Consider the following 18492-nt stretch of genomic DNA (forward strand, 5'->3'; position numbering starts at 1 on the left):
AATAGCAACGAGTCTTACCGCTGTTCATTAAAAAGACACCCTATACATTCTATAGGGCGTCTTTTTGTGCGAGAGTCTTAGGCATAACTAGGAAAAACACGCTATCTCATCATTAAAATGATAATTTTTACTAATTATGCAAAAAAAGGCTTGACGTATTTTTTAACTTTGCTAGAATACGCCCCACTTAGCAAGAACTCGTTAGAGACTTCTAAGGCTCGTTGTAAGCGATTAGTTACTTACAGCCTATTCTCCAATAGCTCAGTTGGTAGAGCAACGGACTGTTAATCCGTGTGTCCCTGGTTCGAGCCCAGGTTGGAGAGCCACATTTTAGTAGTAAATTTTTTGAATTATGATTAATTCAATTATGGCATTTGCCAAAACCCTCATCACTTTGATGGGGGTTTTTTTATGTGTCTCATTTAATATGCTTTATTACCGTTGCCATTTTGATAAACGCTAATAACTACTTTGTTTCATACTTGATAGTGACAATGATATTTAAAAATAAATATCATTGTCACGATAGGATATTACTGTAGTAAGTTTTTCATCAGTTAACTTGGCAACAGTGGCAACCAGAACACCAAGGCTAACAAGGTCACTAACAACACTGGCGGTGTAATCACTAATCCAATCTTAATATACTGTCCCCAACTGATTTTGTAATCCTTCTCTGCCAACACATGTAACCATAGCAAAGTAGCCAGACTACCAATCGGCGTAAACTTAGGGCCCAAATCATTACCGATGACATTGGCATAAATCATAAGCTCTCGTGTTGCTGCAGGTACTTGTACTTGATCAATCGCAAGCGCGCCGACTAGGGTTGCTGGCATATTATTCATAACAGAAGCGACTATCGCTGATAAAAACCCAGTTCCAACGGTAGCAATGACTGCGCCTTGTTGACCCAACCAGTTGAGTACTTGCGCACCATAGGCCGTAAGTCCTGCATTACCCAGACCGTATACCACTAGATACATACTAATTGAAAATAGTACGATTTGCCAAGGCGCTTTACGTACTACATCGCTCACAGAGACCACCGCACCGCGACCGCCCTGCCATATGCGGCCAGCGATTGCCATTAGCGCAACAGCAGCGATACCCGTGACCAGTGAAATAGGTAACCCTAGCGGCTCGGTCGCAAAATAAGCAACCAATAGCAAACCCAACAATGGAAAAGCGGCACGAAAGACCAATGGATCGGTAATAGCGGACGCTGGGGCGCTTAGATTATCGACTGGATAGTGCTTGGGAATATGACGGGCATAGACCATCCACAATACCAGTAGCGTCGCCAATACGGACACGATATTCACAGGCACCATGACCGCCGCATAACGACCAAAGCCAATATCGAAATAATTGGCACTGACAATGTTGACTAAATTTGAGGTAACCAAGGGCAGACTTGCCGTATCAGCGATAAAACCCGTCGCGATGATAAAGGCTAAAGCGGATGGCGGCGAAAAATTAAGGCGCAGCAAGATAGCAATCACAATCGGCGTCAGTAATAGCGCCGCCCCATCATTGGCAAAAAAGGCAGAAATAAACGCACCCAATATGACAATCATCGGAAAAAGCAGTCGCCCTTGTCCATTACCAAGCCTTGCCACATGCAGCGCTGCCCAACCAAAAAATCCTGCTCTGTCTAAGATAAGCGAGATGATAATCAACGCCACAAAAGTAAAGGTCGCATCCCAAACAATATCCCAGACGATACCCACATCTGATAACTGCACGACGCCAAGCGCTAATGCGACTAAAGCACCACCCATGGCGCTCCAGCCGATGCCCAATCCTTTAGGTTGCCAGATAACTAAGACTAAAGTGACCACAAAAATAGCAAATGCAAGCATTGTACAACCTTACTTAAGCTGATTTTATTCAGCCGATTTCATATAGGAAATTAGATCGATTAGGAGGTTAGATCGATTTTTGATTGACGCGGCTCGATAGTTCTTCAGCACTCTCAACGCGTTCTGAATAACGATCAGTGAGATAATCTGAACGTCCGCGTGTGAGCCAGGTAAACTTCACTAGTTCTTCACAGACATCGACAAGACGCAGATATAACGGAGACATATCCATGCGATTGTCGTCGTTGAACTCTAAGAACGCTTTGGGTATCGAAGATTGGTTGGGGATAGTAATCATCCGCATCCAGCGCCCGAGAATACGCATTTGATTAACTGTATTAAAGCTCTGACTACCGCCGCTGACTTGCATCAGTGCTAGGGTTTTACCTTGAGTTGGACGCACGCCACCTAGTGACAGCGGTATCCAGTCGATTTGCGCTTTCATGATACTGGTAATACTGCCGTGACGCTCTGGACTCACCCACAGCATGCCTTCTGACCACTGCGCCAGCTCCCGCAATTCTTGTACTTTGGGATGGTCTGAGTCTACATCGTCAGGCAACGGCAAGCCGGATGGATCAAACATTTTTACTTCACAACCATACCAACGTAGCAATCGGCTAGACTCTTCAGCGGCCAATCTAGAAAACGAGCGCGCACGGACAGAACCGTATAGCACTAGTATTTTTGGCGGATGACGTGAGTCATTTGGCGCAACCAAAGAATCAATATCGATAGGCTGAAGATTATCTATATCAATATTGGGCAAATCGTCTAAGCTAAATTCTGGCGAAACAGTAGGATCAACGGCTAATGTTTGGTCAACCTCAGTGTTTGTCATGAGTAACAACCTCGCCGTCTTCTTTTGTAAAGCTATTTACTGGATTGGCTAGCAGTTCAAACACGCGCTCTGAAGGACGACATAAGGCCGCACCTTTATCAGTCACTACGATCGGACGATTGATCAAAATAGGATGCGCGATCATGGCATCGATGATGTGATCATCAGAGAGCTCAGGATTGTCTAGGCCAAGCTCATCATTAATCACCTCTTTACTTCTTAGCAACTCTCTTGGAGAGATTTGCATTTGGGCTAATAACTCAACTAAGCGTGCTCGCGTTGGTGGAGTTTTTAGATATTCCACTACTTCTGGCGTCTCCCCTGACGCTTTCATAATGGCAAGTGTGTTGCGAGAGGTTCCGCAGTTAGGGTTATGAAAAATTAAAGGTTTCATCGTCATCTTACCTATTTTATCAGTATGTTTATTGAATCGATTATTGGTTTAATGATTATCTTGCTCAGCAGATTCACTTACCCTGCAGCCACTTAAACTGTCGATGAGTGAGGCACACAATTCTGGATGGCCTGCACAGCAGTCTTGTAATAAAAATTGAATGACGCTATCCATATGTGAGAGCGACGCCCGATAGATAATTTGCCGGCTCTGTCGCTGTGAGACCACCCACCCTGCTCGTGCCAGCACCGCTAGATGCGCCGACATGGTATTGTGCGGCACAGAGAGCTGACGGGCTATTTCACCCGCAGGGAGACCGTCAGGCTCGTGGCCGACCAGCAACCTAAAAGCCTTTAGACGAGTGTCTTGAGAAAGTGCTGCAAAGCTTGCAGTAGCAGTAGTTATCTCCATATGTCCAATAATACAGACATATGGAAATAATTCAATGATTTTTGGATGAAATTTTTTCTTTTGGAAGTATCAAAGAACACTCACCATCGTTCAATGAGCCAAACTACTTCTAGCACTAGTGGCTATTATCCTTAGGAGTGATACTGAATAAATTGATTGTATTTATAGTTACAGCTTATGGGTTATAACAAGCTCATTACTACCTAACGCTATAAATTACCGCTGATTTGATGGGTTGTATACTCGACCAACATGAATCAAGCTGATCAGCTTGATCAGTGGCTTTATAAGCAACTGCGCGCTGACGAGGATAAATAACCATGTACCATCCGTTGTCAGTGATTCCTTTAAAAAGAAAAAACTACCAATCAAAAACCAAATAGCGATAAGTAAATCATTGACTGCGCCTAATGCATCATAGCGGCGCTGTATCACAATATGGTCTTGTCCAACCCCTAAATCTAGCTTTTTACTATCACTCAAAATGCATCCCTTATATATCTATATTTATTAGGCAAACAGATATATCAGTCTGCAAATGCCGCTGTCAACAGAAGGCGCTGTAAGGCGTACGAAAATAAAGAGATTAATACCTGCTATGGCTTATTTATCCAATAATTTTAAGGCTAATTTTTACTTATATTTCATATTACTGAAAATAGTGGCAAAAACGATTTTCGATTGATGATCGTGCTATCGTGGGGGCTCATCTGCAATATACCAAAATATGATGACATTAAGCAAAAACACCCAGACACAAAAAAACCTCAAACAATCTAATGTTTGAGGCGAAACTTGCTTAAACTTTACAGTCTAAATTCGTTTTAAATATGGCGCAGCGGACGGGACTCGAACCCGCGACCCCCGGCGTGACAGGCCGGTATTCTAACCAACTGAACTACCGCTGCTTAGGTCTCTTAGCTTGTTTAGCCACTTGCTAAGAAGTGGTGGGTGATGACGGATTCGAACCGCCGACATTCTGCGTGTAAGGCAGACGCTCTACCAACTGAGCTAATCACCCTGAGCGAGGAGCAAACGAAGCACTGCTTCGTCCGAGCGCAAGAGAATTTACATTTTCGTAAATTCTAGAAGCTCAGTACCCAATATAAGGTCTAACTTCTACTACAAGAGAAATTCTTTAAATAGAATTTAAAGTATTGCTTCATTAACATTAGCTGTCACACTCAATGTTAACTTAATCAGCTGGGCTTATCTAAGTAAGTCCCCTTGCTGTGGGTGTGTATTATATAGATTTACACTTGGCTGTCAAACGCTATTTTTCAATTTTTTAAATATTTTTCAATTTTATATCAAAATTTTTAGCAAGCATATGTTTTTATTGATTTTATATTTTCATAAAAAATCATTTTTTTAGACTCGATACTTACTTATTGGTTAATGCTTGCTCAATGTCTTTTCTGATGGCATCTGGCTTGGTCGTTGGCGCATAACGATCGATGACCTGCCCTTTGCTATCGATTAAAAACTTGGTGAAATTCCATTTGATGCCATCTGTCAGTAGGCCGCCTTTTTGGTCTTTAAGCCAGTCATAGATAGGATGAGCGTCTGCGCCATTGACATCAATTTTCGCCATCATAGGAAAGCTGACACCATAGTTTTTTTGACAAAACGCGCCGATCTCATCATTGCTACCGGGATCTTGGCTGCCAAATTGATTACAAGGAAAGCCGATAACGACTAGCCCTTGATCTTTGTATTGTTGATATAACGATTCTAACCCTTCGAACTGCGGAGTGAATCCACATTTGCTTGCCGTATTAACGATTAGCAATACTTTATCTTTATACTCGGAAAACGCTTGCGAGCTGCCGTCCATACGCTCAGCGGTGAAGTCATAAATAGTACTCATCATCTATCCTTAAATTGAGAATTTTATTATTTTGATTATTTGTTTCAATAACGCCGTTTTCTTTATCACATGAATATTAGAAACCCTTGAAAAGGAAGCACTCTGTACTTCCCCTCTCACACTTCTAAAATCAGATGAAGAACTTATTTCTCAGATTTATCTAAATCAATAGATACTGAGTTGATGCAATAGCGCATACCTGTCGTCTCACGTGGCCCATCAGGGAATACGTGACCCAAATGTGCGCCGCAGTTGCTACAGGTAACTTCGGTACGCGTCATGCCCAATGAGTTATCGACGTGCTCATCGATAGCACTGTTATCTAGGCCTTGGTCGAAACTTGGCCAACCGCAGCCCGCATCAAACTTATTGCTTGAATCAAACAAACTGGCACCGCAGCCTTTACAGCGATAAACACCATCATCAGTTGCATCGTTATAAACACCTGTAAATGGACGCTCTGTACCCTTTTCACGCATCACATGATACTCGTCAGCACTCAAACGTTCTTTCCAGTCAGCTTCGGTCAATTGGCTGATTTCTTCTTTGCTTAATTGATTGTCTTGCATAATGCACCCTTACTCGGTTATTTATTATTGATAACTATTTTATCGCCATATTATTATAAAAACGATGGGTTATATGTGAAGGTTCACGACTCACTATTCAAGGCATGTTCAAAAAGAGTACTGCCAATGATATGTGATTTATAGTGCTTTGAGCAGCAACCTTTGAATAGAATATAGCCAATAATATTCGCTTATCTATAGATATGAGCATCAAGGGAAAGGGAAAAAGACACAATATTGCAAGTTATTCTTGCATTTTATAAAAAGCGTTTCTATCTCTTGCAATATCTTTTGCAATGCAATAATATCTTGCATTGGCTAGTCATAAAACAATATTTAGTGTTACATCGCCTATTACATGTTCACTGATTGATAAAGGCTCAAATAACGATGTCTGATAGCAATAGTAAAAGCACACAAGCAGAGCGACTGGTACAGCTACGCCGAGACAAAGGATTTACCGCTGAGCAGCTAGCACAAGCAATGACAGCCGCTGGTGCAAAGGTGAGTCGCGGTGCTATCTCCAACTGGGAGCGCGGCACTAATGGTATTGTCTCATCGAAGCTGCCCACACTCGCACGCATTTTAGGTTGTAGCGAAGGCTACTTATTGCGCGGTGAGCTTAAAAACGAAGCTGCTGACTCCGATGATTTAGCATCATCTACAAAGCAAAGCGAGCTCAATTCGACGAGCACTAAAGCAACTACGACTCAACCGATTTTATCTTCTAATACGACATCTTTTAATCATGATAAAACTTCACACAACCACTCGATAAATGGTCACGCTATGAACACCATAAAAAAATCCGATAAATTACAAAACGTCTGCTATGACATTCGCGGCCCCCTACTCCAGACTGCCAATAAAATGGAAGCAGAGGGTAAGCGCATATTGAAGCTAAATGTAGGCAATCCAGCCCCGTTTGGTTTAGAAGCGCCTCATGAAATCTTGCGTGACGTGGCGATGAATTTATCTGAGGCAACGGGTTATTCAGACTCCCAAGGGATTTTTTCAGCGCGCAAAGCCATTTTGCAATATTACCAGTCTAAAGGCCTCTTATCAGCAGTTGATGTACGTGACGTCTATCTGGGTAATGGTGTCTCTGAGCTGATTGTTATGACCATGCAAGCATTAATGAACGATGGTGACGAAGTCCTGATTCCGATGCCAGATTACCCGCTTTGGACAGCAGCGGCTAACCTCGCTGGTGGCACCGCTGTACATTATCGCTGTAACGAAGAAGACAACTGGCATCCTGATATTGAGGACATCAAATCTAAAATTACCAGTAAAACAAAAGGCATCGTCGTTATTAATCCTAATAACCCGACAGGCTCCCTTTATAGCGACGAGTTATTAAAACAAATTATCGAAGTCGCTAAAGAGCACAACTTAATCATCATGGCGGACGAGATTTACGATCGTATTCTCTATGATGATAATGTGCATACCCCGATGAGCACCTTGACTGATGAAGTATTGGTACTCTCGTATAATGGCTTGTCAAAATCGCACCGTATTGCTGGATTTCGCTCAGGTTGGATGATGGTGTCTGGACGCAAACAACACGCGGCTGACTTTATTGAAGGCTTAGATATGTTGGCATCTATGCGCCTATGCTCGAATGTTCAAGGACAATACGCTATCCAAACAGCAATGGGCGGCCATCAGAGTATGCAAGACTTGACCTCTGAATCAGGTCGCTTATATAAGCAGCGCGAAATGGCGGTGTCACGTCTCAATGCGATTAAAGGTATTTCTTGTACCATGCCGCAAGGTGCATTTTACTGTTTTCCAAAAATGGATCCAGAGGTTTACCCCATCACGGATGATATGGACTTTATGATGGACTTACTCGTCGAAGAAAACGTGTTGATGGTACAAGGCACAGGCTTCAACTGGGACAAGCCAGATCATTTTCGTTTGGTCTTTTTGCCTAACTTGCTTGACTTAGAAAATGCAATGGATAGATTGGACCGATTTTTTGCAAAAAAACGCCAGCAGTTTGGCACTGAGTAAACCCTCATATGACATTAAAAAACGCTTATCAGCGTCATGCTGATAAGCGTTTTTTATGGCTCTAAAATAAGCTTTAGTACAGAACTTTATCGCCTTAGGATTAAAAAATATTGCTCAATACAATATAGCTGATCGCTGATAGACCAGCAGCGACTGGCAAGGTGATGACCCATGCCAAACCGATTGGCTTCATGAGCGCCCAATTGGTATCTTTATTGACCATACCAATACCGAGTACCGCACCAACCAAGGTATGCGTGCTCGATACAGGTAGACCCATCGTTGATGCGCCCATAACGACAGCAGCAGCGGCCAGCTCAGCTGAGAATCCAGAAGCTGGATGCATCTTCGCTAGGTTGGTACCGACGGTTTGAATGACTTCTTTACCGATAAACCAAAGACCAACGATTAGCGCCACACCAAAAGTCAGCATAACAGCAGGGGGTACCGCCGCTTCGGTCGAGATGCTATTGGTACGAATGACATCCATAATCGCAGCAAAAGGACCAACCGCGTTGGCAATATCGTTTGAACCATGACTAAAAGCAAAGGCTGACGCGGTAAAGACCTGCATCCAGCTAAACATAATAAAGGTGGCTTTGGTCAGATCTTCTTTGTGCTTACCGCGGATACTCTTGGTATAAATGTAGGTTGCAAGCCAAACGAGGGCTGAAATCATCCCCATGATTAAAAAGCCTTGCAGCGTCGTCATACCGTTATTGACGTTTTTCAGACCTTTAAAGACAACCAGTGAGGCCATAACTGCACCGCCTATAGCCGCAATCGTAGGCACCCATTGCTTGAGCGCTTTTAGCGTATCAAGGCTGCTGCGCTCATTCTCAATCTCATACAGCTCTTTATAATAGTCGGTCTCTAAATCTTCAACAACACAGTCATCGTCTTTATAAATTTCTTGATCTCGTAACATCGCTGACGTGTAAGCCAATTGCTCTGACTCGGTTAGACCATCCAAAAACTCTTTATGGTTTTGCTTTAATATTTTTTTATTGGCTTTTAGCTCACCAATATGTGCTTCTGTTCTATCGTTATATTCAATGATATTTTTCTTGATTTGGCCATATAGTAGATAAGACAAAACGCCGCCTAGTAACGGTGATAGAACCCAAGAGATAGCGATAGTGCCAATCTTGCTCCAACTTACCGTTGATAACGCCATTTCAGTACCACCTAACGTGATACCCAATACGATGGAGCTACCCACCACGCCGCCAATAATCGCATGGGTGGTCGACACTGGCAGACCTTTTTTGGTAGCAAATAACAACCAAAACGCAGCAGCAAACAGCGCTGAGAGCATGACATAAATAAACTGGTTGGGCTCGACTGAGAGGCCATCTAAATCGACAATACCGCTTCGGATGGTATCGGTTACTTCACCACCTGCCAGTACGGCGCCCGACACCTCAAATATCGCTGCGATACCCAATGCTTGCGGGATAGTCAGCGTCCCTGCACCCACTGAAGTACCAAAGGAGTTGGCGACATCGTTACCACCGATATTGAATGCCATAAAGACACCAAACGCGGTCGCTACAATAAACAGCGTCGTTTGCTGACGCATGGTGTAATCTAAACCCCACCACAAAAAGTAGATGGTCATCGCAATCAATAAAATGGCAAAAAATAGATTTACTTTCGTAGAGCCGACTGATTGGGTTGGCCCTGTAGAACTGTTGCTAATACCCATACGTTAATACGTCCTGCGTAAGCTGATTGAAATTATATGCGATTAGTAACATTGCGCAGCCATACATGTGAGTTTTAAAACCACACACTAAAGTAGCATGATGATAAATGCGCAACGTGCTTTTTAAACAATGAATACTAAACAATAATGTTTAGCGGATTTTGCTGCCGTACCTTAGAATCATTCATCTATGCTTGATTCAGGGCGTTGATACGCTTCTCTGTAAAAACGCATCACATATCAAAAAGCCGCAAGGTATATTGCCCAATCATTTGATTACAGCATCTTGCGGCTTATCTTTCTGGTGATGTTACGGTCTTTATCAGTACATTTTTTATCAATACAGTGTTTATCAATACTTAGATACGGCGATAATGTCTTTTAAATATCTGTACCCATCATAAGATATGCATCTGTCAGCACATTTTATGACAGGGTAAAGACAATTGCGGCCCTATTATATTAAATATAATCACATAATGCATAATGATATTGCAAGATTTGTAACTGTGAGCGTGTCCACAGAATTCATCCTTTATCAATGACAGATTAGATTTCGTATGTTTCCCTAAGCAAAATTGGGAAAAAATGGTTTTTTAAAAGTATAAATAACCTGTAAATCTTAGTTATTTTGTGATAGCTATTTGCCATCAGATGCTTCCGATAACTGCTGTATAGCATGATCTAAGACGTCTAAACGCGCTTGTCGCTTTTCATTGGTCGCGATAATACACCATGGCGCTGTTTTTGTATTGGTGCGTGCCAGCATATCTGCTGCAGATTGCACGTAATCTGACCATTTATCACGATTGCGCCAATCATCATCAGTGAGTTTGAATTGCTTGTGCGGTGTATCTTGACGGGCTTCGAAGCGTTTTAGCTGCTCTTTTTTATCAATAGCTAACCAATATTTGATGACCAGTGTCCCAGCCTCCACTAAGTCTGATTCAAAACGATTGATTTCATCATAGGCACGCTGCCACTCCTCATCGGTGGCAAACCCTTCAATACGTTCAACCAGCACGCGCCCATACCAAGTGCGATCGAAGATAGCGATACGGCTAACATGGTTTGTTTGCTCATTAGGTAATTTCGTCCAAAAGCGCCATAAATAAGGGTGCTGAGTCTCGTATAACATCGGTGCGCCGATATTGTAAATTTGATATTCACGTGGATCGAGTGCGGCAACTAGCCTTTTGATTGCGCCTCCTTTCCCAGCCGCATCCATGCCCTCAAAGGCAAAGACAACATGACGACCTTGACGCGCCCGTAGTAATTCAGCGAGACGTGTTTGCTTCTTTGCCAAAGCATCATTATATTCAGACTTACTAATCTTTGAATCATCAATATTGCTCAAGCTTTTCGGTATCTTTACCGGTTCAAACGGCGCCTGTTCAACTTTTAGTTTGGATTTTTTTGTCTTGGACGATGATTTTTTTTCTGTAGATTCAGTTGTACTGGTACGACTACTAACGAGCGCCATTTGCATCGCATGTAAGACTTCATGACAAAAATCATCAGCCGCTGCCGATTTATCATCACCATCGATGATGATCCAGTCATCTTGTTGCCGTAAGAGAGTGGCTGCAACCTCATTAAATTTTTCGATCACTGTTTTGCTGTTCCAGTCAATTTGATACAAAAACTGCGGATCAGCCTCACTATCTTGTAGACGGCTATGCAGTGTTTCCATATCCACATGGAACCAGCATTTCAGTAGCCTAGTGTGATTGGCTATAAGATCCTGCTCAAATGCTTTGAGCTCAGCTAACTGCTGCTGTAAATAGGCTTGCCATTTCGTAATAGGAAGCGCATTTTTATCGATATGCTTTTGATTTTTCGATTGCTTCTTTTTATCTTCATTATTTGATGTTGCTATGCGCATGACGTTGTATAACAAGTCAGCATACCAATTACCAAAATAAACCATCACATCGCCATGGCGCGGCATCGCGCCGGTATGAACTTGCCAAATAGGCTGATAGCTTAGCGGCGCATGACCGACGGTTGCCTCAACTTTAAGCAATCTTGGATCGACCCATTGCCTCAATTGCTTAACAGCAGTACCCTTGCCTGCCTGCTCCATCCCATTGACAAGTACCAGAAGCCCCGTTGGTTTATTAAGGGTTGGCGGTGTCTGTTGCCGGGTGGCTCTTAGCGCATACTGCGCCGTAACCAAGGCGAGCCTAAGTGCATCCTTGTCCATAGAAAACTGACTCAAAGGATTAGGCGTTAGACGCTCCTCGACGACTTGCTCACTAAACTGCGAACTGACCGCTTGTGGTGCCTCTGGTTCAGTAGTATCATTTTTCTGGGACATGATTGGACTCACTTTTATTGTTATTGAATGATATTGTTATTACACTGCTTTGCCATTGAACGATATTAGATACTCTCGCTCGGCAGACTCTTTTTGACACTGCGTTTTATGCTAGAGTGATTACATCAAAAATATTAAAACTATTTCATCATAGCATTGCGCCAATCGAGTAAATAATATTGCTATGTAACAGTTTGACATTTGTATTCTCATTTATTTTCTTTTATGGTGAACACAATTTTTAATACTTGCTAAAATAGCCATTCAAAAGCCTACGCGGTTAGATAACCACAATAACGCTGCCTCAAATTTTCAATATTATCTATTTTTATTATAGGATTTACTGCCATGACCGCTTTAGCCGACTTGCAACAGCATTTGACACGTTTTTGGGCTCTGCCTCACCATGAAAATGATGTACTGAGAGCCAAGCTCAACGAAGTACAAACATGGCAACAAGTACGTATCCGTCACACCCATCGTGCACTATTTGAACAACCCAAAAACCAGCTAATGGCAGATTACTTTTTAACGAAGCTATATGGTGGTGATGAGTTCGAGATACTAGCAAAACAACTGGCCCGTATCCTGCCAAAAGCCAAAAAACTAGAACGTCTTGCCAAAGAGTCTGCATTAGAAGCTGGTAGCATGGGTATTCAAGCAGCAATTTTGGCCATTGAGCTCGATCTACATTTGGCTGAGTGGCTACTCGATCAAAACTTACCAGTGAATGCAGACAATATGCTAGCTGCCTACCGTGCGGTTGATGAGGAAGCTGAACGCCGAGTACAGATTGCTAACCTAAAAGACGTTTGTTACCGTACTGACAAACACTTAAATACCTTTATGCTCAAAAAGGCCTTTGCATTGGCAAAAGGTGCTGCTTATCGCAGCAATTACCAGCCACTTTATGATTTCATCGACGCAGGCTTCAAAGCTATGAAACCTTTAAGTAGCGTAAGCAGTTTTATTGAACCGTTTTGTGAACGTGAACTGCTAATTGTTGATGAAGTACATAATGGCGGTAAGCCAGTAGGGTTTGGTGTATCATAGAATAAATACGCTAAATAGCTAATTAATTCTTGGCATATCTCAGGCTGTACATAGCCTAATAAAAACAAATCTTAGGATAATGTGATGACCGACACATCAAGTAATAACAACGCTCATTTGCAGAACAAATTGGTAAAAGACAGTATCGATCACAACCAAGATATCAGCGCGCAAATATTACGCGCGCAGACAGCTGCATCTAATAAAGATAACAGCAATAATGACTTTACTAAAGTCCAAGACCTACCAACTGGAACGCCACAAGGCCAACAAACGACTATGCCAAATACCGAAAAACCAACCAGCACGGATACTTCAGTACGCACAGAAAGGCAAGCGCTTTTCAATCAGCGTGATGATATCAATAACCCACATACGCCTGAAACTGATGGCAATGAGCAAACTCACTTTGGCTATAAGACGGTCAACAAAGCCGAAAAACAAGCACGTGTGGCTGATGTATTCACCTCTGTCGCCAAAAAATACGACATCATGAATGATCTCATGTCATTTGGTATTCATCGTCTATGGAAGCGCTACGCCATTAGCCTATCAGGGGTTCGTGCCGGTCAGCATGTACTCGATATCGCGGGCGGTACAGGCGACTTAGCCAAAGTATTCAGCCGTGAAGTCGGTAGAAATGGCCATGTTGTATTATCTGATATCAATGCTGCCATGCTAGAAGTGGGCCGCGAGCGCTTAATCAATGCCGGCTGCAATAACGTTGATTTTGTATTGGCGAACGCTGAAACTTTGGCACCATTTGATGACAACAGCTTTGATTTGGTCACCATCAGCTTTGGTTTACGTAATGTCACCGACAAAGATGCAGCGCTGCGTGCGATGTACCGTGTCCTAAAGCCGGGTGGTCGCTTATTGATTTTAGAATTCTCAAAGCCCGTATTTGAGCCATTATCTAAAGCATATGACTTGTATTCATTCACAGCGCTGCCAATGATGGGCAAACTGATTGCTAATGATTCTGAAAGCTATCAATACTTGGCGGAATCAATCCGTATGCACCCTGATCAGCAGACACTCAAACAAATGATGCAACAAGCAGGATTTGAGAACTGTGATTATCATAACTTGACTGCTGGCATTGTCGCTGTACATCGTGGTTTTAAAGCATAAAATACAATTAACAATACTATATTGAACTCAACATACTACGCGCTGACTCAAAGGCGCTCAATTAATGATGCGAGAGCCTTATGCTGACTGTTTTACTATTGGCTGGTGCCGAGAAGCTGATTAACATTGCTATTGCGGGTGACGAGATTACCAAGGCAGGGTTAGCGCCGCTTGCTGGTAAAGTACTGCGTCTCAACATGGGCATGCCTGACATTCATTTGGACGTGTTGTTCACTCATGAACGGTTGCGTTTTGAGCCAGTCACGACAGACAGTGTATTTGAGCCAAGTGGTCAGATGAATGAGCGCCAAAAAGCCAGTATGGAGCGTGCCCGTTTTGGTCATAGCCGTCCGGACTGTACCATCACAGTCGATAATCCTGCGCAGCTACTCAATCTGATGCGCGGCGCGGAGGGTAACTTACCAATCGCGGGCGATTACAAAGTACTGATGCAGCTTAAACAGCTGGTGGCTGGCTTTGATCCTGATTTGGCTGGGCAGCTTGAGCCATTCATCGGCAAACCAATGGCCAGCCAATTACATCTTCTTATCTCTCAGCTTAAAGGCAGCTGGCGTCATAGTGCCAAACGCGCATTTGACGATGTCAGCGATTGGGCCAATGATGTGGCAGGCAATAGCGCGCCTGACCCTATTGAGGTCGCTGAAGTCAACGATCTCAAACAGCAGATTCTAAAGTTGCGTGCTGATATTGAACGTGAAGAGGCCAAGCTTGCGGCTATCAAAGAAGAGCAAGCACGTGTCCTCAACAATTCGTTTCACCAGTAGTTTGTTTTATTAGTAGCTCGTCTTATCAATAATGAGCACACGCTATTACTGATAGCATTGTCTATAATGACGCATAGCGCCTACCCTATTTTCGTTTTTGTCCAGAGTACCCAATCCCATGCTACTATCTCACCGCGCCCGTCTACTAGAGCTTTGGCGTATCGCCGCAACTTATCGCCTTGATACCCATTTATCTGTCGAAGAAGCGCCGCAGCTGCAACCTTTAGCACGATTAATTCGTACGCACCCAGCAGCATGGAGTAAAAAGCATCAGCCAAATGGAATCAAGTACGCGCTTGAAGAGATGGGTACGCTGTTTCTCAAATTGGGTCAATTACTCTCAACGCGTCGAGACTTGGTACCGCCTGAGATCATCGCTCAGTTAGTACAGCTACAGGATAAAGTTAAACCTTTCGATGCTGATATTGCTGTCGCTCAAATTGAGCATCCAAAACATGGCCTCAGTCAGTCCATCGATACATTGTTTGCACGATTTGATATTAAACCACTAGCGGCAGCCTCTATCGCCCAAGTCCATACTGCAGCTCTGCATGATGGGCGTGAAGTGGTGGTTAAAGTCGTGCGTCCTGATATTCGCACGGTGATTGTCTCTGATTTTGAATTATTGCGAGAAATGGCAAGTTGGGCATCGGCGCGTATCGAAGCGGCGCGTGCCGTCCATATTATAGATATTGTTGAAGACTATCGACAAGTAATGCTCAATGAGCTGGATTTGACCCTTGAGGCGGACAACACTACCCAGATGCGCAATAACTTTTTGGGTTCAGCATTGATGTATGTGCCTGAAGTCTATGATGCTGCCAAAAACGTGATGGTCATGGAGCGTATCCAAGGCGTTCCCATCTCACAAGTTGAGGTGTTTGATCAGTTGGGTTATGACCGTGCCGCGCTTGCAGAGAAAGGCTTGACGATATTTTTTACCCAAGTTTTTCGTGATAACTTTTTTCATGCTGATATGCATCCAGGCAATGTCTTCGTAGAAACACCGCCTGTCAAAACACTGCATGAAGGGATGGCAGCGGTTGATTTGGGTCATGAGCCACGCTATATCGGGCTTGATTGCGCCATCATGGGCACCCTATCAAAAGATGATCAGCTTATCGTAGCACGTATGTTACTTGCGGTCATGAATAACAACTTTACTGCGGTCGTTGATATCGTTAGCCGTGCAGGTTGGATACCACCAAATGCGGATAAACATGCCCTAATGCGTGATATGAAACGCACTGTTGGCCCGATGCTACAAAAATCAATCAATGATATCGATTTTGCTGGTGTACTGATGCAGATTTTAGACATTGCCCGTCGCCATCATATGAGTATACCGCCGCAGCTAATGCTCTTGCTCAAAACATTAGTTCATGTAGAGGGACTTGGTCGCGACTTGTATCCTGATCTTGATATCTGGTCACTTGCCAAGCCAATTTTGAGTAGCTGGATTAAAGAGCAGCTAGATCCCATGCGTAATCTGCAACAGTTGCGCCAGCAATTGCCTGAGCTGCTCTTGTCTACCACCGATATCCCAAAGCTACTGGACCAAGGTTTACAAAGCCTTGCCTCACAAGGATCACGCCAAGACAGCCAACTGCGTGAGATACAACAAATCCGTGCTGATATGCTCAACGACCGTCGCCGCGACTGGTTAGCGTTGGCAGGATTTGGGATTAGTATTGGTATTGCAACTCAAGTGGGCTGGTTTGCGCCTGTCTTTTACTTATTGGCGATTTTAGTGGTTGTGTGGCGCATTCTGATTTAGATCAAAAAGAACAAATGCCCGTCATTGTCTCATATCAGATGGATGCTGAATATGCTAATTTAATGCCAAGCAATCGCATTGTCTATAGGAGACCTTATGTTATCACTACCATTGTCACAGACTCAAAGAACCGAAAACTCAAACCACAGCGACGCCATTGCAGCCATACAAGAGCGCTTCGGTAAGCAGTTGAGTGTGAATTCGACAGTGCGTGAGCAGCACGATCATACCATGACGTGGCTCACCAATCAGCCACCAGATGCAGTATTAACGGTACAGGACAAACAGGAAGTAGCAGCGGCGGTCGATATTTGTAATCAGTATGAGATGCCAGTGAATGCTTTTGGTATCGGTTCATCTTTGGAAGGCCAGCTCAATGCACCTCATGGTGGGTTATGCATCGACATGCACGCAATGAATGCCATTTTGCAGGTTCATAATGAAGATTTGACCGTTACCGTTCAGCCTGGCGTGACGCGTGAGCAACTAAACCATTATCTGCGCGATACAGGGCTGTTTTTTCCGATAGATCCCGGCGCCAATGCCAGTATCGGTGGCATGGTCGCCACTCGTGCGTCGGGCACCAATGCGGTACGCTACGGTACCATGAAAGATGTGGTACTCGCACTAGAAGTAGTGACCGCAAGTGGCGATTTCGTAAGAACAGGCACACGAGCCAAAAAATCTGTCGCAGGCTATGATCTAACACGCTTGATGATCGGCTCGGAAGGGACACTGGGAATTGTCACTGAAATCACGCTGAAACTGTTTGGTATTAGCGAATGCATAGGTAGTGGCATTTGTCATTTTTCGAGCATCGAAGATGCTTGTCAAGCAGTGATGCTGACTATTCAGATGGGCTTACCTATTGCTCGTATTGAACTACTTGACGCGATGCAAATAAAAGCATGCAATCAATATGACAACCTCAGTCTAACTGAGACACCAACGTTATTTGTCGAATTCCATGGCACAGAAGCGAGCGTTGCTGAGCAAGCCAAGCTCTTTACCGATATCATCGAAGAATTTGGTGGTCGCGATTTTGCTTGGGATACCAATGAGGCTGAGCGCAAGCGCCTTTGGCAAGCGAGGCACAATGCGTATCATGCCAGTTCTGCCCTGAGGCCTGAAGCCAGCGCGTTATCGACTGATGCCTGCGTGCCTATCTCACGTCTAGCTGAGTGCGTCAGTGAGACGGCAAAAGATATCGAAGCATCGGGGATGATTGGACCGATTGTCGGTCACGTTGGCGATGGAAACTTTCATGTTCTGTTGCTGGTCGATACCAAAAATCTTGAAGAAGTCACCACCGCTGAGGCAATTATCGGACGCCTAGCTACGCGCGCTATTGAGATGGATGGTACCTGTACAGGTGAACATGGTATTGGACAAGGGAAACAGAAATACATGCAGCAAGAGCATGGTAACGCCCTAATCCTTATGCAAGCTGTCAAGTCAGCCCTTGATCCCAAGAATATATTGAACCCGGGGAAAATATGGCCTGAAGCGCTATCTATTTCTTAATAATCTGATAAAAATCAAAACACACATAGAGTCAAAGCAATAACCAAAAAAAAGCGCCTACTTTCAATCAAAAATAGGCGCTTTTTTAGGGCGTGTTGAACATTCGACCATGGCACTGACAGCGACTATTTTTTAGGCGATTCGATGTTAAAAATAATAAGTTTAGTCACTCTAAGCGCTTATTTTTAACGATGAAGCGGCAAAAAAGAGTCCTGTCCC

15 protein-coding genes and 3 tRNA genes are annotated in these 18492 nt (G+C 43.7%); 7 read left to right on the top strand and 11 right to left on the bottom strand.

The window, feature by feature from the left end:
* Positions 1 to 250: 250 nt before the first annotated feature.
* Positions 251 to 326: transfer RNA gene (locus tag BTW00_RS05985), tRNA-Asn, on the top strand.
* Between the two features lie 231 nt (positions 327 to 557).
* Here BTW00_RS05985 and BTW00_RS05990 read toward each other — a convergent pair.
* The 9 genes from BTW00_RS05990 to msrB form a co-directional block, all read right to left on the bottom strand.
* Positions 558 to 1865, bottom strand: a complete 1308-nt coding sequence (locus BTW00_RS05990; protein ID WP_075106659.1) for an arsenic transporter — start codon at positions 1863 to 1865, stop codon at positions 558 to 560.
* 67 nt (positions 1866 to 1932) lie between these two features.
* On the bottom strand, positions 1933 to 2706 hold the full coding sequence (gene arsH, locus BTW00_RS05995; protein WP_083603586.1) for an arsenical resistance protein ArsH: 774 nt from the start codon (positions 2704 to 2706) through the stop codon (positions 1933 to 1935).
* Positions 2693 to 3100, bottom strand: a complete 408-nt coding sequence (gene arsC / locus BTW00_RS06000) for an arsenate reductase (glutaredoxin) (RefSeq protein ID WP_075106660.1) — start codon at positions 3098 to 3100, stop codon at positions 2693 to 2695. Before arsC ends, arsH begins: the two co-directional genes overlap by 14 nt.
* A gap of 48 nt (positions 3101 to 3148) precedes the next feature.
* On the bottom strand, positions 3149 to 3511 hold the full coding sequence (locus tag BTW00_RS06005) for a helix-turn-helix transcriptional regulator (RefSeq protein ID WP_075106661.1): 363 nt from the start codon (positions 3509 to 3511) through the stop codon (positions 3149 to 3151).
* Positions 3512 to 3727: 216 nt separating this feature from the next.
* Positions 3728 to 3994 carry a YrhK family protein gene (locus BTW00_RS06010; protein WP_075106662.1) on the bottom strand — a complete coding sequence of 89 codons (267 nt, stop codon included), beginning with the start codon at positions 3992 to 3994 and terminating at the stop codon, positions 3728 to 3730.
* Positions 3995 to 4342: 348 nt separating this feature from the next.
* Positions 4343 to 4419: transfer RNA gene (locus BTW00_RS06015), tRNA-Asp, on the bottom strand.
* Between the two features lie 37 nt (positions 4420 to 4456).
* Positions 4457 to 4532: transfer RNA gene (locus BTW00_RS06020), tRNA-Val, on the bottom strand.
* A gap of 363 nt (positions 4533 to 4895) precedes the next feature.
* A complete protein-coding gene (locus tag BTW00_RS06025) occupies positions 4896 to 5381 on the bottom strand; it encodes a glutathione peroxidase (protein WP_075106663.1) in 486 nt (161 codons plus the stop codon).
* Positions 5382 to 5524: 143 nt separating this feature from the next.
* Positions 5525 to 5950, bottom strand: coding sequence for a peptide-methionine (R)-S-oxide reductase MsrB (gene msrB / locus BTW00_RS06030; RefSeq protein ID WP_075106664.1), 426 nt, complete (start codon positions 5948 to 5950; stop codon positions 5525 to 5527).
* 483 nt (positions 5951 to 6433) lie between these two features.
* Between msrB and BTW00_RS06035 the strand changes: the two genes are divergently transcribed.
* The gene (locus BTW00_RS06035) at positions 6434 to 7972 is read left to right on the top strand and encodes an aminotransferase class I/II-fold pyridoxal phosphate-dependent enzyme (RefSeq protein ID WP_371915060.1); all 1539 of its coding nucleotides are present in this window, start codon (positions 6434 to 6436) and stop codon (positions 7970 to 7972) included.
* A 100-nt stretch (positions 7973 to 8072) separates the two neighbouring features.
* Here the strand turns inward: BTW00_RS06035 and BTW00_RS06040 are convergent, their stop codons facing one another.
* Together BTW00_RS06040 and BTW00_RS06045 are read right to left on the bottom strand one after the other, a co-directional pair.
* On the bottom strand, positions 8073 to 9680 hold the full coding sequence (locus tag BTW00_RS06040) for an inorganic phosphate transporter (protein ID WP_075106666.1): 1608 nt from the start codon (positions 9678 to 9680) through the stop codon (positions 8073 to 8075).
* A gap of 640 nt (positions 9681 to 10320) precedes the next feature.
* Positions 10321 to 12000, bottom strand: coding sequence for an ATPase (locus BTW00_RS06045; RefSeq protein ID WP_075106667.1), 1680 nt, complete (start codon positions 11998 to 12000; stop codon positions 10321 to 10323).
* 348 nt (positions 12001 to 12348) lie between these two features.
* Between BTW00_RS06045 and BTW00_RS06050 the strand changes: the two genes are divergently transcribed.
* From BTW00_RS06050 to BTW00_RS06070, 5 genes are all read left to right on the top strand, one after another.
* Positions 12349 to 13053, top strand: a complete 705-nt coding sequence (locus BTW00_RS06050; protein WP_058025893.1) for a hypothetical protein — start codon at positions 12349 to 12351, stop codon at positions 13051 to 13053.
* An 84-nt stretch (positions 13054 to 13137) separates the two neighbouring features.
* A complete protein-coding gene (gene ubiE, locus BTW00_RS06055) occupies positions 13138 to 14187 on the top strand; it encodes a bifunctional demethylmenaquinone methyltransferase/2-methoxy-6-polyprenyl-1,4-benzoquinol methylase UbiE (protein ID WP_058025894.1) in 1050 nt (349 codons plus the stop codon).
* Positions 14188 to 14267: 80 nt separating this feature from the next.
* Positions 14268 to 14972 carry an SCP2 domain-containing protein gene (locus BTW00_RS06060; protein WP_075106668.1) on the top strand — a complete coding sequence of 235 codons (705 nt, stop codon included), beginning with the start codon at positions 14268 to 14270 and terminating at the stop codon, positions 14970 to 14972.
* A gap of 118 nt (positions 14973 to 15090) precedes the next feature.
* Positions 15091 to 16749, top strand: coding sequence for an AarF/ABC1/UbiB kinase family protein (locus BTW00_RS06065; RefSeq protein ID WP_075106669.1), 1659 nt, complete (start codon positions 15091 to 15093; stop codon positions 16747 to 16749).
* A gap of 96 nt (positions 16750 to 16845) precedes the next feature.
* The gene (locus BTW00_RS06070) at positions 16846 to 18273 is read left to right on the top strand and encodes an FAD-binding oxidoreductase (RefSeq protein ID WP_075106670.1); all 1428 of its coding nucleotides are present in this window, start codon (positions 16846 to 16848) and stop codon (positions 18271 to 18273) included.
* Positions 18274 to 18492 lie beyond the last annotated feature (219 nt).

Source organism: Psychrobacter sp. C 20.9 (assembly GCF_001921765.1).
Taxonomy (GTDB): domain Bacteria; phylum Pseudomonadota; class Gammaproteobacteria; order Pseudomonadales; family Moraxellaceae; genus Psychrobacter; species Psychrobacter piscatorii_B.